Raw genomic sequence first — 25,310 nt, 5'->3', positions numbered from 1 at the left:
TATGTGAAGAAAATGCCCTTCATATGAAGGGCATTTTTGTTTGCTAGACCTTGAATTTAGCGACCTGAGCGTGCAACTCCCCTACGTTGCTGGTGACTTGCTCCGTTACATGGTTTGTTGTACGAGATTGTTCCGCTACTAATTTAAGCGATTCATTAATCTCGTTAACAAGCTTCGAAATAGACTGAGTGGCCATCGCCTGCTGCTCCGCGGTTGCCGCCAAGCTTGCCATCTGGTCATTTACGAGCTCTACCTGTTCACCGGATGATTGAATTCGACTCAATGCGCCACTAGTTTGTTCCATCGCTTCGGATGCTATGGTGGTGCCGACGTTGATTTGCTCTACAACTTTACTTGTGGAAGTTCGAATAGCTTGAATGATAGTGTTGATTTCCGTTGTCGATTCCGTCGTTCTACTAGCCAGCATTCGCACCTCGTCAGCAACAACGGCAAAGCCTCGCCCTTGTTCTCCAGCCCTCGCAGCTTCTATCGCTGCGTTCAGTGCCAGTAAGTTGGTTTGCTCTGCTAGCCCTTCGATGACCTCAGTCACTTTACCGATCGCTTGACTCTCGTTACTTAATTGTTCAACTAACTGCTGAGTTGTTTCAATGGTCGTGACTAACGAAGTCATGTTGGTATGGTTTTCGGTCAACACATCCTCACCAGAAATCAGTTCTTGTTTCGCATCAACCAATGCCGAGGACGACAACTGTACTTGACTGGCCGTTTGTTCAGACCCTACCGCAACCTCAGACAAAGAGTGACCTATTTCATCGACATGTTGTGACTGCTGTTCAACTTTAGTCAAACTTTCACGGCTGTTTTGAGTTAAATCGCCCATCCTCAGTTCAACAGCTTCTACACTATTGGTAACTTGACCAACTAATGTTGCCAGCGCATGGTTCATAGCGTTAATAGATTTGGTCAAATCAGCAAGCTCATCACTGCCAGACACCGCCAGTGGTTCACTGGAGACGTTACCTTCCGCGATAATTTGAGCTCGTTTGACAATAAGGGAAATACGCCCTCCTATTTGGCGTCCCATAATATGAGAAATGACAAACGCTGCGACAAGTACCGCAATACAGCTGATGCCTAGCACGGTAATAAGTGCGGTCACGCTACTACTGATACTTTGTTCTGTCGATGACGCTTTTTGTTGTTGTGCGCTAACGATACCATTCAGTTCATTTTGAACCACTTTAATCGCAGGCAGCAAAGTGTCAGACATCAGACTATTCGAGCGATTCCAACCATCCGATTGTCGTATCTCAATAACTTGCTTTGCTAGCGGAACATACAACGCTTTCATTTCGTTAAATAGAGACCATAAGCTCTGGTCACTATCACTCATGAACGATTGCTTGTAACCAATTTGGGTCACGACTTGGTCGTGGAATTTCATCAAGTCCGCATACTTATCTAGATAATCTTGCGCGCCATATTGCAAGTAGTCACGTAGCGCCGCTAATGCATTTGCGAGAGAATTATAACCATCGGCATAAAGCTTAAAGAGTCGCTTTCTCTCTCCACCTTCCGTTTTTCCGGCTTCATCATTGATCAGTCCTTGCAACTGATCGAGAGCCACTTCGGCAATAGGAGCGGCTTCATTAATAAATAGAGAGTGCGCCGGTAAATTTTCATCGGTATGGCTTATTGCTAAAATATCAGCTGAAGTTGCTTTAATAGTGCTCCATTCATCATTGATGACTTGGTATTGCTGAGAAGAAATCAATGATTCCAAGCTAATCAACTGGATATCAACTAGATCTATTTTTGAGAGAACCTCTCCACGATAGCTTTCGACTTGCTCTTCAGAGCCCACTAAGAGCAGAAAGCCTCGCAATTCTGAAACCGTTTCTTGAATAGACTGACCAAGTTGCCGACTGGCATCGACCGTTGGAAGGTCATGTAATAACAAAGACTGGGTGTCTGCTTGCACGCTTTCTACACTGCGATACACAAAAAGTGATGAGACGATAAAAAGTACGCCAAGCGCCAGAAAACTTGTTCTGAGCTTACCCGATATCGAGAGCTTCATCCTTAAACCTCTATAAAATCCTGATTAATTCATCACTATATCGGCATCTATCTCAAAAATTCAATGTTTTGTTTTACGATTTGTTACCAACTCTTTGCGAAGGTAAGTGTTTGTACTTAGTATTGAATAAAAGCTAGGCAGTATGTGGGGACCTTTAATGGCAAAAGACTTGTTCGCCAACCTCGACTTAAATCTTTTAAGAACCTTTATCATTCTTAATCAAGAACGAAATATGCGTAAGGCATCTGAAAGATTATTTGTGTCGCAACCCGCCATTAGTAAAGCACTTCAAAGGCTTCGTGACCATTTCGATGATGAACTATTTGTGAAAACGCATCATGGCCTTAGAGCTACTGAAAAAGCTTCACAGTTAGCTGAATCTATTTCTCCTCTAATGGATGAACTGGCGAACGCCCTAAACCACTCCTCAAAGTTTGACCCGGCTAAACTTGAAGGAACAATTAAGATCGCTATTTCCCCATTTTTCCTTTCAGGTATTGCTACCAAGCTGTTTCATTCATTGCGTCGAGAGGCACCATCAGTACAAATACAGTTTTTGAACTGGAGTAAGACTACTCTGCAAGATATTGTTAATGATGACATTCATATCGGACTTAACTACAGTATTTCGCACGCACCAAAAGAACTCATTCGGAAATTTATGGTTTCTGATGATTTTCGTGCCTACGTAAGAAATGAACACCCTTTTGATAGAAACCAAGTAGATCTGCTTGAGGGTGGTAATTTTGAAATCGCAACTTTAATAGCGGCAGATTGGAACTCAAATATTTCTAATTCTGAAAAAATGATGAAGCTACGAGGAATTGAAGCCAACATCGTTTTTAGATCTGAGCTCCCTTCAGCAATAATTGATATCGTGAAAAATAGTGACGTGCTTTTCCCTGGCTCAAGATACCTAAACCTTGACGCCCACCCCGGACTTCGTTCACTAGAAATATTGTTTGCTAGTGAGACCGTCAATACTGACATTAATGCCTTCTATCATTATAAAAACCGCAATAATGCCACGACTCGCTGGCTGCACAACAAACTCCTCGACATATTACTGGAGTAATTCCATTTAACTATTACTTCCACTACCTTTGATTATTAATAACTATGGGTAATCAGCCTTATTCCCCCCTTTCATTAGAATACCTTAGCATCCAGCGTAAACTCGCCTCCTTGTAAGAGAGGTCTATTGTGCGCTTAAACAGAGTCAACTTCGAATGTATGAAGCAACGAGCGAATTATGTTGGATGTCTCACTGTAACCTAGCAGCTATCACGTCGACTTAACTCTTACTTTTGAACCTAAATACTTTGAACACTTGCGAAGTATCGATACGGACAACACCGTGTTCGTCTTAGTGAGTCTCAAATCATAGAAGGTACTTACGAACTTGGTTTCAACCTCAACTTTCAATAGAAGTGACAATATGAATATGCAATTAGAGCAAGCTAAGCCGTCTTGGGTATCCAAATTAGTTGCGACGATATTCCTTTTCTTAGGTGGGCTTTCATTTGCGGAAGCGAAACAAGAAGACACTATTAACAGTGACGACAAAAACAAACTCTTCGTGTCCGTTGGCTTTGCCTGGAGTGACACGTGGAGCAACTCTCTACAACACAATATCGGTGCAATGGCTGGAAAAATGCCTAGTAAGGATGGCTGGGCGCCGCTATTGAGTTACCAACACTTAAAATACTCTGAGATACGTGGAGAAAAGCCGTCACTTCAAACCTATATGCTCGGTGCTTCTTACGGATTTACTGATAACGTCGCGTTCTATTTCTCAGGCGGTGTGGGTGATTATCGTTATAAAAATGAGGACAACAAAGCTCTTGCACTCGGCACCGGAGTACTTGCTAGTTTCGATTTTGGTTTAACTCTGTCAGGAGGTTTTGAAACCAGCTTGGTGGACTCTCACAATGGGCAGCTCACTCACTTAATTACACGAATCGGCTGGAGCTTTTAGATTTTTACCAAATTTCATCGGTAGCTCACCCCCTATCACTCTGTTTTGGTAGGGGGATTTTTTGCAGCAATTCTAGAATGCCGATAAAGAAACCAAGGTTTTGGTGTAGTCTTTCTGAGGCGTTGCGAACAGCGTTTGTGTATCGCCCTGCTCTACAATTTCGCCATCTTTCATTACGATGGTGTAATGGCAAAGTGACTTTACAACATTCAAATCGTGACTGATAAATAAATAAGTCAGCCCATGTTTTATTTGTAGCTCTTTGAGCAAATCAAGAACTTGTGCTTGCACCGTTCTATCTAAAGAAGACGTAGGCTCATCTAGCAAGATAAATTCTGGTTTGAGAATCAATGCCCTTGCAATCGCAATTCGCTGCCTTTGTCCTCCAGAGAACTCATTTGGATATCGGTGCCTTGTTTCAGGATCTAAGTCCACTTCTTGCATCACGTCACAAATCATCTTGTCTAGAGTCGCCTCGTCGTGCTCAAAATGAACTCTTAATCCTTCTCCTATGACCTGTGCCACAGACATTCTTGGGTTTAGTGCTGAGAAAGGATCTTGAAACACAACCTGCATTCGGCTTCTAAAAGGCAACATACCTTTGCGGTCCAACGTCTGAATGTCTTGGCCATCAAACTCAATGATACCTTCACTTTGAACTAACTTAAGAATCGCCATGCCCGTCGTTGATTTGCCTGAACCGCTCTCTCCAACTAGGCCAATCGAGTAACCCTGCTTAAGTTCAAACTGCATATTGGTTACTGCTTTGACATGACTGACAACGCGTTTGAACAAGCCACCCGTGATAGGAAACCAAACTTTCAAATCATCAACAGCAAGCAGTGGTTTCGCGGAGGCAGAGACCTCAACGGGTAAGCCTCTAGGGTCGGAGTTGATCAGTTTTTGTGTATAAGGATGTTCAGGTGCATTAAACACTTGATGACACTCGCCAACCTCAACCAAACGCCCTTGTTGCATGACCGCCACTCTATCGGCAATACGCCGTACAATACTCAAATCATGAGTAATAAACAGCATCGCCATACCGAGTTCTTGTTGTAGATCTTTCAGAAGGTCTAAAATCTGTGCTTGGACCGACACATCTAGTGCTGTGGTAGGTTCATCAGCGATTAGGAGTTCAGGCTCGTTAATCAGCGCCATGGCAATCATGACACGTTGACGCTCTCCACCGGAAAGCTCATGTGGATAGGCTAAGATCTTCTGTTCTGGATATCGAATGCCAACTTTCTTCAGCCATGAAATCGCCAGCGACTCTGCTTTACTGGTTCTCATACCTCGGTGAATAGCTAAAGTTTCTACCAGCTGTTTGCCTATTTTATGCAACGGGTTCAATGACACCATCGGCTCTTGGAAAATCATTCCGATGCGACCACCTCGAATACCTCGAAGTTGCCGCTCGGAGCAATTAAGCATATCAATATCATCAAACGTAATGTGACCGTTTAGATAGTGGCTAGAGCCTTTCGGCAGCAGCTTAAGGATCGCGTTGGCTGTTACCGATTTACCTGAACCACTCTCTCCTACTAATGCTAAAGTTTCCCCTTTGCGGATTTTTAGGGAAACATCATAGGTCACTTGTTCTACATGCTTACCTCTACCAAACCCAACGGAAAGGTCCTCAATAGCAAGTACGTGTTTTGGATCATCTTTCGTCATACGTTGCCTATTAACCTTGCTGGTGAGGGTCAAATGCGTCTCGTACTGCTTCACCAGCAAATACAAGTAGCGTTAACATTATCGATAGAACGGCAAACGCCGACAAACCAAGCCAAGGCGCTTGTAGATTAGCTTTACCTTGCGCAAGCAATTCACCTAGCGACGGCGAGCCTGCGGGTAAACCAAATCCTAAGAAGTCTAGCGACGTTAACGTGGTCACTGAGCCAGAGAGGATGAATGGCATCATCGTCAGTGACGCCACCATCGCGTTGGGTAACATATGCCTGAGCATGATTCGCTTGTCGTCTACACCCATGGCGTGAGCCGCTTTCACGTAATCGAAATTTCGGCATCTTAGAAATTCAGCCCGAACGACACCAACTAAACTCATCCAACTGAATAGCACCATAATACCCAGTAGCCACCAGAAGTTTGGTTCAACAAAACTCGATAAGATAATCAATAAGAAAAGAGTCGGCATGCCAGACCACACTTCAATAAAGCGTTGACCGAATAAATCTATCCAACCGCCGTAATAACCTTGTGTCGCACCCACTGCAACACCAATCACACTGGATACTATGGTTAGGATAAAACCGAACAATACAGATATTCGAAAGCCATAAATAATCCGAGCTAACACATCCCGACCTTTATCATCTGTACCCAGCCAGTTGACGTTATCCGGTGCAGACGGAACTGACGCCACTATATCGTAATTGATGGTATCGTAGCTAAAGCGGATTAACGGCCAAATGATAAAGCCCTTTTCCTCAATAAGGTCAATAACATATGGGTCAGTATAATCAGCTTCTGTTTCAAACTCCCCACCAAACTTGGTTTCTGCATACTGTGTGAAAATTGGGTAATACCATTGGTTGTCGTATTCCACCAGTAGCGGCTTATCGTTGGCGATAAACTCAGCAAACAGACTCAAGAAAAAAAGAACGAAGAATACCCATGTTGACCAGTACCCACGTTTATTGGCTTTAAAGCGCTGCCAACGAGCTCTTGTAAGAGGATTCATTGCCATTTAACGCGCCTCGAAGTCGATACGAGGGTCAACCCACGTATAAGTTAAGTCAGAAATAATACTCAAGATCAGACCTAGTAACGTCATAATGTAGAGAGAACTGAATACCACGGGGTAATCACGTTGAATAGTAGATTCAAAACCGAGTAACCCTATCCCCTCAAGCGAGAACATTACCTCTATCAACATAGAACCGGTGAAGAAAATGCTGATAAAAGCACTAGGGAAACCGGCAATGATGATCAGCATTGCATTTCGGAATACATGCTTGTAGAGAATACTGCTTTCATCAAGCCCTTTCGCTCTAGCTGTCACTACATATTGCTTGTTAATTTCATCAAGGAAAGAGTTTTTGGTCAGCATACTGAGCGTAGCAAAACCGCCAATAACCATAGCAAGAATCGGCAAGGTTAAATGCCAAAAATAGTCGACGATTTGCTGATACCAAGTCAATTGATCAAAGTTGCTCGACACCAAACCTCTTAATGGGAACCAACTGAAATAGTTGCCGCTGGCAAAAAAGATGATGAGGATAATGGCGAACAAAAAACCCGGGATAGCATAACCGACAATGACAACGGCGCTCGACCAAATATCGAAGCGAGATCCATGATGTATCGCTTTAAGAATGCCTAATGGTATCGATATCAAGTAGATAATCAGGGTACTCCATAACCCCAATGATATCGATACTGGCAGCCGCTCTTTAATGAGGTCTATGACATTACCGCCACGAAACAAACTGTCTCCAAAGTTGAACATCGCGTAGTTTTTGAGCATGTCAAAATAGCGTTCATGCATTGGTTTATCGAAACCAAACTGCTTTTTAATTGCCTCTACAACTTCAGGATCTAGCCCACGGGAACCTTTGTATCCCGTTGCTTCATCACTAGGGCCTGAATCAAGATCAACCTCGCTCCCGCCGCCACTAAAGCGCTCCATGACTCCAGATTCCAGACCTTGCATTTGAGCAAGAGCCTGTTCTACAGGCCCTCCAGGTGCAATCTGAATAATGAAGAAGTTAATGGTTATAATTGCCCAAAGTGTTGGAATCACCAGCAACAAGCGCCGGAATATATAAGCCGCCATCTATCCCTCTTATCGACGTTTTGCAGGAAGCTTTTCAGCTTTCTCTTTAGACACCCACCAAGTATCGACACCTAAGTCGTAAGTAGGTAAGACATCAGGGCGCTCAAATTTATCCCAAGTGGCTACACGGTATTTTTTGATATACCACTGAGGGATAATGTAAAAGTTCCACTGAAGTACTCTATCTAAAGACCTTCCCAACGCTAATAAGTTTTCAGGGTTTTGCTGATTTTGTTCAATCAAGTCAGTCAGATCATCAATAACAGGATCCTTAACGCCCGCTTGGTTATAGGTCGAATCGATGAAATTAGAGTTCCAAACAATCTTCAAGTCAGAGCTTGGATATGGATGTGCTGTGTAACGAGATGAGACCATGTCAAAGTCTCGATCACGCCAACGTTTCAAGTATTGTGTAGTGTCGACAGTACGAATGCGCATATCGATACCCATCGCACGCATGTTCTTTTGCACCGGAATCGCGAATCGTTCGGAAGTTGGGCTATAAATCAATAGTTCAAAGCTCAGCGGCTCACCCGTTTCCATGTTAGTCATGACTTTATTCTTTAACTGCCAGCCGGCTTCTTTTAGCAGTGCAAAGGCCTTGCGCATTTGTGGTCTGATGCGACCTGATCCGTCTGTGACCGGTGGATTATATTCATCGGTGAAGACGCGCTCTGGGATCTTACCTTTATATTTATTTAAGACCTCAAGTTCTGCTTCAGATGGTAGACCCTTTGCTTCATAGTCGGTGTTTTGGAAATAACTACGAGTTCGAGTGTACTGGTTATAGAACATATTTTTGTTCATCCACTCAAAATCCATGGCGTAGTTTAGAGCTTCGCGTACTTTGGGGTCGCTAAATACAGGACGCTCCGTGTTAAACACAAATGCCTGAGTAGCCATTGGTTTGTGGTGCTCAATCTCTTCTTTCTTGATATATCCTTTATCAAAATTCACACCGTTATAGGAACTAGCCCAAAACTTAGCACTGGACTCTTCTCTAAAATCAAACTCCCCTGCTTTGAATGCTTCTAACATAACCGTGTCATCACGATAGTAATCGTACTGAATCGTTTTGAAGTTATTGCGTCCGACATTCACCGGAAGATCTTTTGCCCAATAGTTTTCATCGAGTTGGTAAGTTAGAGATTGTCCCATCTTATAATCGACGATCTTATAAGCACCACTGCCAACAGGCGGTTCATTTAGCGGCTCAGAAAAGTTCTTATCTTTCCAGTAGTGTTCAGGCAGTACACGAGTACTTTGCGCTAAACTGAATAACTTTTCCTTATTTGGAACCGACATTTCTATACGCACAGTGAGATCAGAAATTGCTTTTACGCTTTTAACGTCTTTATAGTACGCACGAAATTGCGGTACCCCCTCTTTTACAAACTTGGCATAAGTAAACTCAACGTCTTTGGCGGTAATAGGAACACCATCATTAAATTTCGCTTTGGGATTGATATCGACTTCAAGCCACGAGTAATCGTCTGAGTAACGCACTTTCTCAGCAATCAGAGGATAAAATGCATCGATCTCATCGCTTGGAGAGAACATAAGCGTATCGTAGAGGTTACCAGTAGCGGCAGCAGGTTGTCCGCGAGAGGCATATCGGTTGAAGTTATCAAACGTGCCGTTTTGGCCGTAGGTTACTTTTCCGTATTTGGGTGCGTCAGGATTGACATAATCGAAGTGTTTAAAGTCTGCGGGGTATTTTGCGGTTCCAAAACCCACCAAGGTTGTCGTCTCTACTACATTGGCAGCCCATACGCTACTCGTGAATAAACCAACTCCCACAGCCATTGCTGCTCTCTTCAATAGCGCCATTCCTTTCTCCCCAAAATAGAGAAAGGCCGAGTTGAAACGTCCTTTCTCTTCTTATCATCATCGTGATGCTTAAACGTATTTATACTGATATAAATAGCTGTATTTCACGGGGTTTTCAAGGGGAGGAAGGCTCTAGCGTGCTAATAAACGGTTAATCTTTGCAACAGTTGGAGCTAGGCGCTCACTTCTGCATCACAATAGTGACAATGAAGGATTTGTTGAGTTTTAGGACAATGCATATGTACTTTTTCTGAACAGCCTTTCTTCGAGACATACAAAGCTTTATCAGCCAGCTCAATGATGTTCGCGTCTTCGACCGTATGAGTCGCTACCCCGATGGAGCAAGAAACATTGAACGACTTACCCCCACTGCTCTTAAAGGTTAGCTTGTCTATTTTTTCGGACAAACGTCCCGCTAATGCATAGGCTTGATCGATATTGCTGCCCGGTAACAAAAGTACAAACTCATCACCGCCATATCGGCACAGCATATCTTCTTCACGCGTAAAGCGTTTAATAACCTTAACGACGTCAATTAATACTCTATCTCCTATGGAGTGACCATATTTATCATTAATTGGTTTAAAGCGATCTACATCAATAATAAGCAGTGAACTTGGCGTTTGGCTCTGAGCAAAGTTCTGTTTTTGCTGTTCTAAGGCTAAATGCAGGTAACGTCGATTGAAACATCCGGTAAGGCCATCAGTGTTAGCTTCTTCTAGCAAGGTCTGACGTTCTTCCATATCCTTTGAGACATCAACAGCAAACCCAATAACTCCAAGCACTTTGCCGTTCTTGATAATGGGTGACGAAACCGTTAAGTGGTACAACTCCTGATTATCGATATTGAAAGGGATTTTTTGCTGCGTCGGCTTCTTAGTTGCAATCACCTTTTTGTCATTGATACGCATTTTTTTGGCAACACTGAAATTGAACAGGTGCCAATCCGTTTTGCCTTTTATCCCTTTCATTGTGACATCAAAGTTGTCGAGTACTTTACGATTCACATACTGGTACTTCCCTTTATTGTCTTTAATGAAGATATAAGCATCCACCGCATCAAAGACTTCGGATAAGCCTAGTAATTCTTCGGAGGAACCTTGATGTGCTGACAATATAAGTTCAAGCATAAATCGTAAAAAAAGTGCATAACGTTGAATATCGAATAATAGAGTCTAAACCCTAGTTAGCGATATTGCTTCGACGATATCCCTTTTTTTAAGCCAAAAGTTTAAATTTGGTAGACGCTCCACATTTTTGAACCAACATCACATGATTAGAGCTACACAGGTCAACTTTCGTGCAGACTATCCGTGTTTTCAGACAGAGCGTTTTAAAGTTCACTCTGTCTTGTCTTCATAGGTTATTTCACCATTTCTATACGGCTGGTAACTATCCAAACACGAGCATAGTCATAGATCAGGTTGAACAAGAAAGCGTAGATGGTAATAAAAATCGTGACACCAATATCCATCACAAACGCCTCTAGTAAAGAAACGTTAAGTAAGTAAGCCATTGCAGGAATAGTAACCAGCAATAGACCTGCTTCAAAAAGAACAACATGAACTATCCTCGTCTTCAAAGAACGCAGTGTCTTTTCCCCTTGAACAAAAGAGTCAAACATCATGTTAAATAGATAATTCCAACACATCGCCATGGTGGCAATAACTATCATAGTTCCTGATAATGCAGCAACATCATGGTTGGTAAACAACGCTAATCCGATAACTGAAAACGTCACTGCCAACGCTTCAAAAAGCACTGAGTGAAAGACACGCTCTACTATTCCCATTATAAATTCCTCACTAATTTTTGTTTGGGGACATCGTATGCGGTGATTATCGTTATTCTCAGCAATATAGAAAGTTAACAACCATCACACATCGTGATAGCCTAAATTGGCATTTCGACTTTTTGGGGTATCACAATGTACAGTTTTGAGCAGCTTAAAGTGTTTGTAGCGGTTTGCGAGCACGGTTCATTTTCCGCCGCAGCCCGTAAGCTTAAAAGAGCCCAATCAGGGGTAAGCCAAGCCATTTCTAATTTGGAGATCGCCATTGATCAAACCTTATTTAGTCGAGAAAAAAACACACCCGAGCTCACCGAAAATGGCAAAGCACTTCTTCCTATTGCTCGCTCTATATTGCATCAGCAAAAATACTTCGACCAAAAGATCGAAGCTCTTTCCAATGACTCAGAACACGAACTGACCATCGCTGTCGACGATAGCTTGATGAGTCAGGAGTTTATTAAACTATTGTCCCCATTGGCGGCTCAGTTCCCTATTACTAACTTCGAGCTTATCTGCGCCTCAACGTTTGATATCGAAGAACTCATTCGGCAAGACAAAGCACAAATAGGTATTGTTTATGCCGACGGTGAGTTAAAAGTAGACATGGATATTTTCATCCTCGGTCAAGCTCGTTTCTTAACCGTTGTCGCTCCAAACCACGAACTCACACGATTGCCAGTGGTCAAGGACTCCGACTTAAAGCACTTTCGGCAATGTGTCCACCGAAGTGTTGAAAAACAGGAGCTATGGTTTACCTACGGTATTAGCTCTAATATTTGGTACGCAAACGACCACAAAACGCTCGTTGATATGGTCTCAGAAGGATTGGGATGGTCTAACTTACCTGAAATGTTAGTTAAGAAGCCTATGGCTGAAGGGAGAATGGTTGCGCTACCTGTGGCTCATGAAAAAAGTGGCTGGGTGACGACGGTTGGTTGTCTTGTGTCACGCAGTCGTACTAATGGCCCGGTACTAAACGCTCTTATTGAACTATTACAACAACATCAATTTGCTGATAATCAATGGCAGTAACACTGAAAACAGGGCCAAAGATGGTTTGTCATCTTTGGCCAAATCACCGGGTTAATAAATATCAGATTACTAATAAGCCACGCCAATTCGCTGGTTTGGGTGTTGATTAGACTCTAACTCATCAATCATAGCCTTAGCGTAGTCGCTTACTGAAATTCGGCTGTTGCCTTGTTCATCAAGCAATAACTGTTCACCACCAGTACGGTATTTTGATAGCGTTTCTCCCGGAAAAATCTCCGCAGCTGGTGATACAAATGTCCAATTCACGCCGTTGGCTGTATGTTTGAACACATCAAGCGCTTCCCCCTGTGCGATGGCTTCAGCTTTATATTCTTCAGGGAACTCTGAAGTTGAAATCAAAGTCACTCCCGGTGCAACTTCCAGAGAGCCAGCACCACCTACCCACAACAAACGCCCTATTTTCGCTTCCGAGACCGACGTGAGTAGCTTTTTAGCTGCCTGTTTTACAATATCGTGGTTACCTTTCGCGCGTCCGCCTATGGAAGCAATCACGGCATCGACACCTGATAATGAGTCGACCATCTCGTCGATAGGCGCTGTGAGGTCAAACGCTCTAGCTTCAATATCTGGATCTTCAACTCGATTCACTTCTCTAACCAGTGCCACAACTTCATGACCACGCTGTTTAGCTTCGTTTAAAATATGGCTACCAATCCAACCTGTTGCGCCTACTACTGCTACTTTCATAATTATCTCTCCGTCTTGTTTGGTGTTTTCTTGATGACGTTGACAGTCTAATAGAACCTTTTTTCGAGATAAATTCACAAAATTGATGCAGTTTGTATCTAGTTGAGTTACTAATAAGCTTCATATCTAACAGGAGCCGATGATGGATAGACTTACAGCGATGCGCAGTTTTGTCGAGGTAGCTCACTGCGCCAGTTTCACTAAGGCAGCCGAACGCCTTGGTTTAAGTCGCTTACAAGTTTCTCGTCACGTTAACGAAGTAGAACAGTGGTTGGAGCAGCGGTTGCTTCACCGGACCACACGCAAAGTCAGTCTAACGACAGCTGGTGAACAAGCACTGGCGCGATGTGAAAGCATTTTGCACGAAACGTCACAGTTAGAACTGTCATCTCAGCCACAAACCCCTTATCTCTCCGGTACTGTTCGTGTTGCGGCGCCTATTGGCTTAACACAAAACATCTTACTGGATGCTGTTGAGCAGTTCACAGAACAGCACCCCAACGTTGTTATTCAGCTTTTTGCCTCGGACAGTTTTGCTGAATTAGTTGACGAGCGTATCGACATCGCACTTCGTTATACCAACAAACCAGCAGACAATCTTATTGCTCGTAAACTCATGTCTATCGACTCACTGATATGTGCCTCAAAAAACTATATCGAAAAACATGGCGAGCCAACGCGGTTTGATGATCTTAGCAATCACAACTGCTTTCTCCATTTGGAGCGTACTTCTTGGGAGGGAGTCAAAGGTGGTGAGACAGTGTCAGTTAACGTTAGTGGAAACATAAAGGCAAATGATCTAGGCGTATTAGTAAAAGCAGCGCAAAGAGATAAGGGAATCGTCTTACTGCCTTGTGACTTGGCAAATCCGCTAATCGAATCGGGTTCACTTACCCCAATTCTAAAAGACTACGCTATTCCAACCAGTACACTTTGGGCAGTATATCTCTCAAGGAGTTACCAATTACCAATCGTTCGACAGTTTATAGATTTTCTTGCCAATTTTTGGAGTATTGATATTAAAGCGGATACCTCTAACTAGTGCATCCGTTACACAAACAAAAAAGGCTCCTTATTTAGGAGCCTTTGACTAAACAATTTGAACGTCACTGGTTAGTCATTATGCCAACGGATATTAGCGAGTACCGTTTTGAACTCTCCTTCACTAAATAGCATGAACGGCGTATCCAAAAATGCGAGGTCCACATCTTGAGCGACAAAAAGTGAGACTGGAATATCAATAGTCACAAACTCGTCAATAGACTGCAGCTTATCGGCAATATCAATTTTAGCTACGTCATCTGGAAGCTTATTCTCCGTCCACTTTTGCAGAGACAAATAAACTGGCTGCTTAGGTGCTTTAGAAACCTTAACCTCAAAACTCAGCATTCCCTTGGCAGAGTTATAACCTGATAAGTTCTCGATACCACCATCACCAGTTTGGATGTACGCAGCAGCAAACCCACCTTTGAACGTCAACTCTACCGCATCTTGCTGCTGCTGATAGTTATACGGTTTGGTATCTATCGTTCTCAGAGACATAGGATTGTTGCGCGATACATCGCTGCCGATCCAATGAACAAAATCGGCGACTTTCAGTTGGAAATCACCAATTGTCGATTTGATACCGTATATCTCTGTCGCACTATCGGCGACACCTTCGCCCTGAGTACCAGCCTCATCCAACTCAATCTGGTCAAGGTCGGCCTGTTGAAGCGTATCTGAATAGTTGAGTCCGTAGCCGTATTCAAATAACGGAGCGTGCTCACCCAATGGAGATTGCTCCAACTCAGGCACCTGATAATCTGGAATATGTGGCGGAATACGGCTGACCGTTGCACTTCGTTTTTTATTTGGCCAACTGTATGACAGCTTACCTTGGAAGTCATAACGAGCGTTACCTTTAGCGTCAGCAATCAACACATCTGTGATGCCCTCACCTTCACTTCCTGGAAGCCAAGCAGCGACAAAGGCATTCGACTTAGCTATCTCTTCATTTAAGTACAAAGGACGACCGCTGTAGAATACGGTAATCACTTTAGCACCCAGCTTGTGTAACTTGTGAATTTTCTCTACATCAGCCTTGTAGCTACGTTTAAGCTTGCCAAACTCAAGTGTTTGCCAGGCCTTGATATCACCCATCATTTCAGCGTAAGGATCTTCACCAATGACTACAATTGCAACATCGCCTGCTTGAATAGTCGACTCTAGTTGCGGATCGTAAGTGACATTGTCACAACCCAATTCATTGACAAGAGCCATTTTGAACGTCGTTGCTCCCGGGAAATCATCAAGTGTATTCTCATCACCCTGCCACGTTAAGTTCCAACCACCAGACTGCTTTTGTAGGTCGTCTGCAGCACTACCCGTAAGCAATACTTTTTGATTTGGATTCAGAGGTAATAACTGATCTTTGTTTTTTAATAACACCAAAGATTTGCGTACCGCTTCTCGTGCTACTTCTCGATGCTCTGGCGCACCCAATAAAGATTGCTTGCCTGCTAGTGCTCTCTTTTTCGGTGAAGGCTTATCCCATAAACCAGCACGCATTTTGACGCGGAGAATACGAGTAACCGCATCGTCGATACGCTCCATTGGGATTACACCTGACTTAATGTCTTCTAGCGCTTTGTGGTACACCGCTATCCAGTGCTCATGCACCGGAACCATTAACACATCGTTACCTGCATTAATCGCATACGTTGCATCGCCGTCGGTACATTTGCTAACTTCCGCATGCCCATGCCAATCCGTGACAATAAGACCATCGAAGCCCATTTTGCCTTTGAGCACATCATTTAGAAGATATTTACTACCATGAATCTTATAGTTATAGCGCTCACCTACTTCAGGATTGTGGTCATAATTCGCTTCATTTTCCCATGTATTGAATGAAGACATGACTACTTGAGCACCGGCCTCTAGACCGCTGAAATAGCCCATTGCATGGATATTTCTGAGTAGATCTTCTGAGTAGCCATTTTTACCTCTGTCTACCCCAGTGAGCGTACCGCCATCTCCAACCCAGTGTTTCACGTTAGAAATAACATGATGCTCACCTTTCAGATCATCCGCCGTCCCTTGAAGGCCCGTGACCATTTTAGCGGCATAAGCGAAGGTGATTTCAGGATCTTCAGAGTAACCCTCGTAAACACGTCCCCAACGTAAATCACGTGGCGTTGCTACTGTTGGAGCAAAGGTCCAGTCTAATCCTGTTGCTGCAACTTCAACCGCCGTAATTTTGCCAATTCGTTGAATCAACTCAGGGTCGCGTGCTGCGCCTAAACCAATGTTGTGCGGGAAGACTGTCGCGCTAAATACATTGTTGTGACCATGTACTGCATCAGTCGCCCACATAAATGGAATACGGAATGGCCTATCTGCATAGGCTTCTTCAATGGCATGCCAGAACTCATCCGCTTTATCGCTCCAATCTTGAGCGCTAGAGTGCTTATTCTCGTTTGGCCATGCTCCGCCGCCATTCAATATTGAGCCTAGCTTGTATTGCTTAGCCTCTTCTGGGCTTACACCGCGAAGATCCGGCTGAATCATCTGACCCAGTTTCTCTTCGGTAGTCATCTGAGCCACAATGCTTGCGACTTCGTTTTCTATTGCAGCGTCTTTAGCGATTGCAGATTTAATTTGTGGCCATTCTTTAAAGTAAGGTGTTTGATAAGACATCTTGAATTCCTAAATACAAAACTATGTGAATAAATGACAACGAGTAAAGTGATTAGCTGAAATTTCTACCGGTTCAGGCAAATACTGCGAACATTCCGCTTTCGCCTGTGGGCAACGCCCTGCGTACGGGCAACCTTTCTTTTCAGGTGACCACATTGGTGTTTCCATTGAGCGGTGCGTTGGTAGTTTCTCGTGAATGCTGCGGCTCGGATCCGGCACCGCCGCAAGCAATAACTGGGTATACGGGTGTTGCGGGTTTTGCGTGATTTGCTCTGTGTCTCCCCACTCGACCATATGACCGCAGTACAACACTATGGTGTCTTCTGCAAAATAGCGTGCCGTAGCAATATCATGGGTGATATACATAAATGACTTGCCCATCTCATGCTTCATGCGATTCATTAAGTTAAGCACACCAATTCGAATCGAGACATCCAACATTGACGTTGGCTCATCCGCCAGAATCACTTTCGCACCAATAGCCAGTGTTTTTGCCAAGAAAACACGCTGACGTTGACCGCCTGACAACTGATGTGGAAACTTATCCAACACTTCTTGCGGCGGTGTTAAACCCACTTGGGTTAGGATTTTTATTAGGCGATATTCCATTTCTTTACCCGGTTTTAATCCGTGGTAAATCTGCATTGGACGCATCAGGTGATAGCGAATCGTATGTAGCGGATTTAACGAACTGAACGGGTCTTGGAATACCATCTGTACATCGCGTCGATAGGCATCTAGCTCTTCTCCAGAGGTAAACTCATCAATGTTGGTACCGTGATAATAGATACCACCTTCGGTGGCCTTGTGAATCTTAGTCGCTATTTTTGCACTGGTACTTTTGCCACACCCCGACTCCCCAACCACTGCTACACAACGCGCTTCACGTAGTTGGAAATTGAGTCCATTAACAGCACGTAAGTACTGCTTTGGTGAAAAAATTGAGTCACCTTTTTTACGAAAATCGATGCAAAGGTCTTTGGCTTCCAAAATAACCGGATGCTTTGCATCCAATGCCGCTTGGTCAATATGAGGACTTCTTGCATTCATAATTACGCCACTCCTTCGGCTTCAAGTTGTAGTGGAGTATGACAAGCCACCCAACGCGACTCTCCTAAACTGACCAAATTAGGTTCTTGTGTTCGGCACTGTGCAGTGGCTTTAAAACAGCGAGGCGCAAAACGACAGCCTGAAGGCACATTTTTAAGATCGAGAGGAGAACCTGGAATTCCTTTCATCTCTTGTAACTCACCTTTTAATGTCGGGAATGAGTCGCCCAAGCCATGTGCATAAGGGTGGTTTGGTTGCTGCAAAATGATCTTCGATGGTGCGAGCTCCACCAGCTGACCTGAGTACATGATGCCAATACGGTCACATAGCTCCACCATCAAACTGAGGTCATGGGTAATAAACAAAATAGAGAAACCAAAACGCTCTTTAAGCTCATACACTTTTTGCAGGATTTCGCGTTGTACCACCACATCAAGTGCAGTAGTAGGTTCATCCATAATAAGTAGCTTTGGATTTAGAGCTAACGCCATAGCAATGACAACTCGTTGTCTCATACCACCAGAAAACTGGTGTGGGTAGTCAAACAGACGCTCTGTTGGGATATCTACGATACGGAGCAACTCTTTCGCTTTCTCAATGGATTCCTCTCGGCTAGATACCAAACCATGAGCATCGAAAATATCAAAGAACTGATATTCAATGGTTTTCACTGGGTTTAAACAGTTCATTGCGCTTTGGAAAACCATCGACGTATCCTTCCAGCGGAAGTTTCTTAACTCATCGTCGTCCATTTTCAGTACATCTTGACCTTCGAATAGGATTTCACCTTCAGAGATCAATGCAGGCGGTCTGTGCAAACGCATTAGCGAGTAAGCAATAGTTGACTTACCGCAACCTGACTCGCCCGCTAGCCCTAAAATCTCGCCACGGTTAATGTGAAAGCTGACGTTATTCACTGCACGAACTTTGCCATCAAAAGTCACGTAGTCGACGCAGAGATTTCGGACATCCACCAACTTAGACGTTTCTGTATGTGTGAAATTAACCATTGGCACTCTCCATTTCTAAGCGCTGTTGCTTCGCAGCTTGTTTCGCTGCTTTCTTCTCTTCACGACGATAACGGGCCATGATTCGTTGAGCTTTCAGTTTCGGGTTTGATATTTCATCAATCGAGAAGTTGATAAGCGCTAGACCAATGGCGACCGATGCTAACGCAACAGAAGGGGCCATAATTTCCCACCACGCACCGATACGTATCGCAGAAGTTTGGTCGGCGTTGTACAACATACCGCCCCACGTCACTGCAAGAGGGTCGCCCAACCCAATAAACTCTAAGGTCGCTTGCGTCATAATGGCGTAGATGACCGTACCAATAAAACTACTCGCCAGAATCGACATCATATTTGGCATAATTTCAGCAAACAGCATTCTCGGTTTGGTTTCACCCATCACTTCAGCGGCGTGGACAAAGTCCTTATTTCGAATCGCTAAGGTCTGAGCACGTAGTACGCGAGCTCCCCACGGCCATGACGTCGCACCAATTATTATCGCGATAACCAGAGGCGATACTTGGTCTAAGAACGCAGCCAATACCAGCATTAACGGTAGGCTTGGAATAACCATCACTAGGTTAGTAAAGAATGATAATACGTTATCAATCACACCACCGAAGTAACCGGAAGCGATACCTATCACCATCGCCATTACAATCACAAACGTGCCAGCGACGAAGCCAACCATAAGCGAAACGCGACCACCGTAAAGGAGCTGAGACCAGACATCACGTCCCATTCGCGTCGTACCTAGAATATTGTCTGGGTTTGGAGCTTGGTGTGGTCGACCAACGCGAGCTCCCGGCAATACATCGGTAAGCAGCGGTGCAAAAACACACATCAACACCACTGTTGCGACTAAGAAGATCCCAACCGCAGCTTTGGGGTTATCCAAGAAAAATTGTTTAGCCATTTTAAAGTATTTCATGCTCTTAACTCCTTTAACCCAACTCAGTGCGAAGACGTGGGTCAAGCACGAACAGCAGTAAATCTGCGATAAAGTTAGCGCCCAATACCATGATGGTCATGATAAGCAGGTAGCCTTGAATCAACGGGTAATCACGCGCAAGCATGGCTTGGAACATGACCTGTCCTAATCCCGGGTAATTGAATATGATTTCGATAATCAGCGAGCCCGCGAAGATGGCGCCAACCGACATAGCAAATGTAGTGATCATTGGCAGCACTGCGTTGCGCGCACCGTATTGCAGCATCACCTTTTTGTCTTTCACACCTTTAGCCCAGCCCATGACAATAAAGTCTTCACCAAGCTGGTTGATCATGTTGGAACGCATGCCCATAACGTTGCCCATTCCAAGCAGTACCATGCTGAGCAATGGCAGTGCCAAGTGATAAGCCACACTGCTGACAAATTCAAAACTCATTGCAGGATCGAGCGATGGGTCGTAAGCATAACTCGTCGGAAACCAGCCGAGATCTGATGCAAAGATAAAGTACATAAGTAGAGCCATTACTACGGCAGGAATCGACGATATCACTACCGAACTCACAGTGATGACAGAATCGACCCACGTGCCTCGCTTCCAAGCCACCCAAATACCGAGCAACGTTGTGATGGTATAAGACACGACAAGGTAAGAACCAACCAACAACAACGTCCACAACATGCCACGGCCAAGAACATCAAATACAGGTTGGAAGAAACGTGTCGATGTTCCCCACTCACCCGTCATGATGCTTTGTAGGTAAGTTAAAAACTGTTGAAACAGTGGAGTATTGGTGGAATAACCATAAAGAGCTTCAAGAGAAGCGATGGTCTCTGGTGTAATTTGCCCACCATTTTGTGCAAGACGCCCCAAAAATGATTGAATTGGGTCACCAGGCATCAATCTTGGCAAGAAAAAGTTAATGGTTACTGCGGCGACAAAGGCCAGCAAATAGAAGCCAAATCGGCTTAATAAATATCTCATAACCTAAATTCCAATTAGACTTTCCCCTCAGCTCCGCCTTATGGGGAGCCGACAAGTAAGAGAAGTGAGAGAAAAAAGCGCAGCCTCCCTCGCTCAAGAGACCACGCTAAACTGGATTAACCTTTCGGTTTTAGGTTCATTAGGTGAACAAGACGGCTCATGCCATTCCAAGGTGCAGGGTGACCAATTTGATTATCTTCATTAGCCCAACCTTCGAAGCGAGAGTCGTTATATGCGTACCAGATACCGTTGTAGTAAAGAGGAATTTGAATCACATTTTCGGCAAAGTAACGTTCTACGTTAGCCGCAATTTTCTTCTGTTGATCTTCGTCTTTAGTCAAACCTAGCTCTGAGATCCACTGGTCAAGTTGTGGGTCAACATAGTTACTAACGGTAGTAGACCACCACACTGGACTTTGTACGTATTCAGAACCCATAGTGAAATCGTAGAACTTCCATACTGAAGATTGCATCGAACCAGCACCGAATGTGGCATCGAAGTTCGCTGTTTCCCAGTTTTTCGCATACGCATTAGCTTCTGGAGTAATTACCGTTGCATCGATACCTGCCATGCGCAGACCTTCTACCGCAATAGAAGTGTTGTTTACCCAATCACTCCAACCACTTGGTACCTGGATTTTGAAGGTTAATTTGCTGCCATCTGGGTTCTCTACAAAGCCGTCTCCATTAGTATCTTTGTAACCGCCGTCTGCTAATAACTGCTTAGCTTTGTTAATGTCGTACTGGTTCACTTCAGCCCAAGTTTTGTCGGCTTGTTCGTCACGCCAATTCCACATACCTTTTGGTAAGTTTGTTGCTGGGTTTCCACCGACAACGTAACCATAAGAACCAATCATCATCATGGCTTCACGGTCCATTGATAGGCTTACCGCTTTACGGAAGTTCACATCATGGAAGGCTTTATTTGCGCCTTCATTCTCTGTTTTGTAGTTGAATGTGATTCGAACACCATCGTTCGATGGGAACCAGTACTTATTATTTGGATGTTTAGAAACAAACGTACGCTCGATATCAGGAATAAAGATACCTGCCCAGTCCACGATTCCTTTTGAAAGCATCTCTAGCGCTGCATCGTTACTTGAGAATTGCGGGAACTCTAAACAGTCGATTTTGAGGTCTTTATTCCAGTAATTTGGGTTACGACACTGAACATAAACTTGTGGTGTAAAACGCTGGATTTCTGTGAATGGGCCCGTGCCCACTGGGTTATCATTCGTGCTTTGGGCTGGCGAATCATTACCTTCCCAAATATGTTTAGGGACGATACGAACCGTTTCACCAAGAACATCGCGCGCTGCAAACGCATTCGGTTCTTTTAGATAGATTTTAACTTGTAGGTCATTAACCTTCTCGACTTTGTCAACTTTACCGCTGACACCGCCGGTATCGATCTCTGGATGTGCTTTCGGATACTCGTAAGTAAACACAACATCATCAGCCGTGAACGGTTTCCCATCAGACCAAAGAACACCCTCACGAAGATCGACAGTCAGTACCGTCAAATCATCGCTCAGTTCATAACCTGTTGCGAGCCAAGGATGGACGTTTTTCGAGTCTAAGATATCGAAGATGTATAGCGATTCATAAGCAAAGTCTGAACGACCACCAAACCAAGGGTTAAAGTTACGCACCCAGCCAGTTGAGAATTCATTGAGAATCTTCAAGTTTGGCATGGAAGACGATTCTTCAGCGTGAGCGGGGATAACCATTGATGCAGCAATTGCAGAAGTAAGAAGCAGCGTTTTTTTCATCTATCTATCCTTGTTTATGAACTGTGTAGGCGAAGTTCGTTATCGTTGTTTTTCAAGGATACTAGCGAGGAATTCGGTTTATAAACGTGACTAAAACCACATTGGATCGGCAATGGGTTGCCTATTTGTTAAAACTAAAAAGCGTTGCACAGAAACCTCCTCACTCATGAAACTTTTCTATAATTTTCATAATTTAAATTATATTAATCATTGACTTAGGTTGAAATATTTCATGAAAATTCATTCTCTGGCTATTCAAGCTCACGCTTTTGGGATCAGAAATAGGCAATAGTGTTGCTATTTGTTAATCCACCCCCATAACCTTAAGTAATAAAGCGAACGATTAGGCACATCAATGCAACAACAAGATCAATCCAGAGCTAAGAGCAAAAACTTAGGTATTCTATTAGAACTGGTTAACTTCATTCGCCCTTACCAAGCCAAAGTATTTGCCGCTCTGGTAGCACTCATCTTCACCGCAGGCCTCACTCTGTCTGTTGGTCATGGGGTTCGAATCTTAATTGACCAAGGCTTTGCTCAGCAATCACTGCAAGACTTGGGTAATGCGATTCAATTTATCATGTTGGTCACCGTGTGCATTTCCATTGGCACCTTTTTTAGATTCTATTTAGTTTCTTCTGTTGGTGAACGCGTCAGCGCAGATATTCGCCTCGCGGTATTCAATCACATCATTACTCTGCATCCGAGTTATTTTGAGACCAACGGCAGCGGCGATATCATGTCTCGAATAACCACTGATACGACGCTATTGCAAAGTATCATTGGTTCTTCTTTTTCTATGGCAATGCGCAGTGCGCTTATGTGTATTGGTGCCATTATCATGTTGTTTGCCACCAACATTAAGTTGACGCTCATTGTATTAGCATCGGTTCCGTTTATTTTGATTCCCATCTTGTTCTACGGGCGTCGTGTAAGAGCACTCTCACGTCAAAGCCAAGACTCTATGGCGGACGTAGGCAGCTACGCAGGCGAAGCGATTGAACATATCAAAACGGTCCAAAGTTACAGTTTTGAGGCGCAAGAGCGTGCGGCTTTTGCTGAGGAAGTAGAACGAGCTTATGACATTGGACGTAGGCGCGTTAAGCAGCGCGCTATCTTGATTTCTGGCGTTATCGTTATTGTTTTTACTGCTATTGCTGGCATGCTTTGGGTTGGGGGCAGCGACGTGATCCACGGCACCATGTCAGCCGGTGACCTTGGTGCTTTTGTATTCTACGCAATTATGGTAGCTTCTTCTTTAGCGACCATTTCAGAAGTCTTAGGTGAGTTGCAACGCGCTGCTGGCGCAACCGAGCGCTTGGTAGAAATCCTGCAAGTTGACAGCCATATCAAGGCGCCTGATAGCATCTTCAATGCTACCAATACGCTGCGATCTGAAGTTACGTTTGACGATGTAACCTTCCATTACCCTTCCCGACCTTCTCAATCTGCCACTGAACGGTTAACCCTCAAAGCAGACGAAGGTAAAGTACTTGCACTCGTTGGGCCGTCTGGAGCGGGTAAAACAACGGTATTTGAGCTTTTGCAGCGTTTCTACGATCCTCAAGCCGGACAAGTGAAGTTAGGTAACGTCGATATTCGAGAGTTTGACCCTCACGAACTTCGCAAGCAAATGGCACTAGTTCCACAACAACCCGCTTTGTTTAGTCACGACGTCTTTCACAACATCCGTTACGGCAATCCAGACGCGACCGATGAGCAAGTAATTGAAGCAGCGAAAAAAGCCCATGCCCATGAGTTCATAATGCAGTTGCCAGATGGCTACCACAGCTTCTTAGGAGAAAGGGGCGTGCGACTTTCTGGAGGGCAACGCCAACGCATCGCTATTGCGCGCGCTATCCTCAAAGATCCAAAAATCCTTCTGCTTGATGAAGCCACAAGCGCCCTCGATAGCGAGAGTGAACATCATGTACAACAAGCATTAGAAGAGTTAATGGTCGGAAGAACCACTATCATCATCGCGCACCGTCTTTCAACCATTCAGCACGCAGACCAAATTGCGGTGTTAGACCATGGTCGTTTGGTCGATATTGGCGATCATCATTCGTTGCTAGAAAATTGCGAACTATATAAACGTTTGGTGGAGTTACAGTTTAAACAGCCCGTCGTGAGATAACAGCAGCTGTTATACAAATCATTAATGTAAAAGCCCTTGTTTGGTCAAATCCAAACAAGGGCATAGAAGTTTCTATTCGAGCCGCTACCAGTGGATATCTAGATCTTGGTTCAAGTTGTTTTGTATATCACCCCACTCGTCCATTAACTCAGAGGCTTTTCGGTGTGAAATCGGTTTAACCAGCGTTGAGCCAGCATGATCTTTCAGGTTGAGCGTATAGGTTTTAGCATTAAGGTCGGCCGTTATACTGTGGTATTCGTCAAGACACTGCTGTTTAGTTTTGTTAGGTCCCCATGCTAACGTCAAATCCGTTCCGTTAATATTCATGCAAACCGCAAGCGAGCTACAATCCATCGCATTCTCCTTGTCGTTAGTGTAGTCACTCTATGAAGCTAGCCAAGTCTGGTCATTTCGCCAACACAAACTGTCAAATCTTGAGTGATCACTCATTAATACGCTGACATTTACAACACCCGTCACTGTAACTCTTCGACTCCCCTGCGCATTTCAGGATGGGCAAATTTCCAAAGAAAAATACCCAAACTC

The 25,310-nt window shown here is 44.1% G+C and carries 20 protein-coding genes; 5 read left to right on the top strand and 15 right to left on the bottom strand.

Features of this window, described 5'->3' with window-relative positions:
- Window positions 1-43: 43 nt before the first annotated feature.
- On the bottom strand, window positions 44-2,041 hold the full coding sequence (locus OH456_RS04020) for a methyl-accepting chemotaxis protein (RefSeq protein ID WP_270032852.1): 1,998 nt from the start codon (window positions 2,039-2,041) through the stop codon (window positions 44-46).
- 157 nt (window positions 2,042-2,198) lie between these two features.
- Here OH456_RS04020 and OH456_RS04015 point away from each other — a divergent pair, with 157 nt between their 5' ends.
- Entirely contained in the window at window positions 2,199-3,116 is a 918-nt protein-coding gene (locus OH456_RS04015) for a LysR family transcriptional regulator (protein ID WP_270032851.1), read from the top strand.
- A 363-nt stretch (window positions 3,117-3,479) separates the two neighbouring features.
- Window positions 3,480-4,019: a hypothetical protein gene (locus tag OH456_RS04010; RefSeq protein ID WP_240205494.1), complete on the top strand. Its 540-nt coding sequence runs from the start codon at window positions 3,480-3,482 to the stop codon at window positions 4,017-4,019.
- A 72-nt stretch (window positions 4,020-4,091) separates the two neighbouring features.
- Here OH456_RS04010 and OH456_RS04005 read toward each other — a convergent pair whose 3' ends face one another.
- From OH456_RS04005 to OH456_RS03980, 6 genes are all read right to left on the bottom strand, one after another.
- A complete protein-coding gene (locus OH456_RS04005; RefSeq protein WP_270032850.1) occupies window positions 4,092-5,696 on the bottom strand; it encodes an ABC transporter ATP-binding protein in 1,605 nt (534 codons plus the stop codon).
- Between the two features lie 10 nt (window positions 5,697-5,706).
- Window positions 5,707-6,729, bottom strand: coding sequence for an ABC transporter permease (locus tag OH456_RS04000; RefSeq protein ID WP_006069525.1), 1,023 nt, complete (start codon window positions 6,727-6,729; stop codon window positions 5,707-5,709).
- Window positions 6,730-7,818, bottom strand: coding sequence for a microcin C ABC transporter permease YejB (locus OH456_RS03995; protein ID WP_006069524.1), 1,089 nt, complete (start codon window positions 7,816-7,818; stop codon window positions 6,730-6,732). It lies immediately after the preceding gene.
- A gap of 9 nt (window positions 7,819-7,827) precedes the next feature.
- Window positions 7,828-9,624, bottom strand: a complete 1,797-nt coding sequence (locus OH456_RS03990) for an extracellular solute-binding protein (RefSeq protein WP_270033068.1) — start codon at window positions 9,622-9,624, stop codon at window positions 7,828-7,830.
- A gap of 197 nt (window positions 9,625-9,821) precedes the next feature.
- Entirely contained in the window at window positions 9,822-10,778 is a 957-nt protein-coding gene (locus OH456_RS03985) for a sensor domain-containing diguanylate cyclase (RefSeq protein ID WP_006069522.1), read from the bottom strand.
- 233 nt (window positions 10,779-11,011) lie between these two features.
- Window positions 11,012-11,440 (bottom strand): PACE efflux transporter, encoded by a 429-nt coding sequence (locus OH456_RS03980; RefSeq protein ID WP_124942201.1) that lies wholly within the window; start codon window positions 11,438-11,440, stop codon window positions 11,012-11,014.
- Between the two features lie 135 nt (window positions 11,441-11,575).
- Between OH456_RS03980 and OH456_RS03975 the strand changes: the two genes are divergently transcribed.
- Entirely contained in the window at window positions 11,576-12,472 is an 897-nt protein-coding gene (locus tag OH456_RS03975) for a LysR family transcriptional regulator (RefSeq protein ID WP_171392289.1), read from the top strand.
- A gap of 69 nt (window positions 12,473-12,541) precedes the next feature.
- Here the strand turns inward: OH456_RS03975 and OH456_RS03970 are convergent, their stop codons facing one another.
- On the bottom strand, window positions 12,542-13,180 hold the full coding sequence (locus OH456_RS03970) for an NAD(P)-dependent oxidoreductase (RefSeq protein ID WP_270032848.1): 639 nt from the start codon (window positions 13,178-13,180) through the stop codon (window positions 12,542-12,544).
- 142 nt (window positions 13,181-13,322) lie between these two features.
- Here OH456_RS03970 and OH456_RS03965 point away from each other — a divergent pair, with 142 nt between their 5' ends.
- Window positions 13,323-14,222, top strand: a complete 900-nt coding sequence (locus tag OH456_RS03965) for a LysR family transcriptional regulator (RefSeq protein ID WP_270032847.1) — start codon at window positions 13,323-13,325, stop codon at window positions 14,220-14,222.
- A 71-nt stretch (window positions 14,223-14,293) separates the two neighbouring features.
- Here the strand turns inward: OH456_RS03965 and OH456_RS03960 are convergent, their stop codons facing one another.
- The 6 genes from OH456_RS03960 to OH456_RS03935 form a co-directional block, all read right to left on the bottom strand.
- On the bottom strand, window positions 14,294-16,861 hold the full coding sequence (locus OH456_RS03960) for a glycoside hydrolase family 3 protein (protein WP_270032846.1): 2,568 nt from the start codon (window positions 16,859-16,861) through the stop codon (window positions 14,294-14,296).
- Window positions 16,862-16,882: 21 nt separating this feature from the next.
- Window positions 16,883-17,911, bottom strand: a complete 1,029-nt coding sequence (locus OH456_RS03955; protein WP_062461104.1) for an ABC transporter ATP-binding protein — start codon at window positions 17,909-17,911, stop codon at window positions 16,883-16,885.
- 2 nt (window positions 17,912-17,913) lie between these two features.
- Window positions 17,914-18,921, bottom strand: coding sequence for an ABC transporter ATP-binding protein (locus OH456_RS03950; protein ID WP_062461101.1), 1,008 nt, complete (start codon window positions 18,919-18,921; stop codon window positions 17,914-17,916).
- Window positions 18,914-19,852 (bottom strand): ABC transporter permease, encoded by a 939-nt coding sequence (locus OH456_RS03945; protein ID WP_063606825.1) that lies wholly within the window; start codon window positions 19,850-19,852, stop codon window positions 18,914-18,916. The genes OH456_RS03950 and OH456_RS03945 overlap by 8 nt, the downstream gene beginning before the upstream one ends.
- Window positions 19,853-19,865: 13 nt before the next feature.
- The gene (locus OH456_RS03940) at window positions 19,866-20,855 is read right to left on the bottom strand and encodes an ABC transporter permease (RefSeq protein ID WP_124941250.1); all 990 of its coding nucleotides are present in this window, start codon (window positions 20,853-20,855) and stop codon (window positions 19,866-19,868) included.
- Window positions 20,856-20,971: 116 nt separating this feature from the next.
- Window positions 20,972-22,627, bottom strand: coding sequence for an ABC transporter substrate-binding protein (locus OH456_RS03935; protein ID WP_062461093.1), 1,656 nt, complete (start codon window positions 22,625-22,627; stop codon window positions 20,972-20,974).
- Window positions 22,628-22,982: 355 nt separating this feature from the next.
- Here OH456_RS03935 and OH456_RS03930 point away from each other — a divergent pair, with 355 nt between their 5' ends.
- Entirely contained in the window at window positions 22,983-24,764 is a 1,782-nt protein-coding gene (locus OH456_RS03930) for an ABC transporter ATP-binding protein/permease (protein ID WP_270032845.1), read from the top strand.
- An 84-nt stretch (window positions 24,765-24,848) separates the two neighbouring features.
- On the opposite strand, the gene OH456_RS03925 is transcribed toward OH456_RS03930, so the two are convergent.
- Complete coding sequence (locus tag OH456_RS03925) at window positions 24,849-25,118, bottom strand: hypothetical protein (RefSeq protein WP_006069509.1); 270 nt, start codon at window positions 25,116-25,118, stop codon at window positions 24,849-24,851.
- Between the last annotated feature and the right edge of the window lie 192 nt (window positions 25,119-25,310).

The organism is Vibrio sp. La 4.2.2 (assembly GCF_027586995.1).
GTDB lineage: Bacteria > Pseudomonadota > Gammaproteobacteria > Enterobacterales > Vibrionaceae > Vibrio > Vibrio mediterranei.
This window is presented reverse-complemented; position numbering and strand designations above follow the sequence as displayed.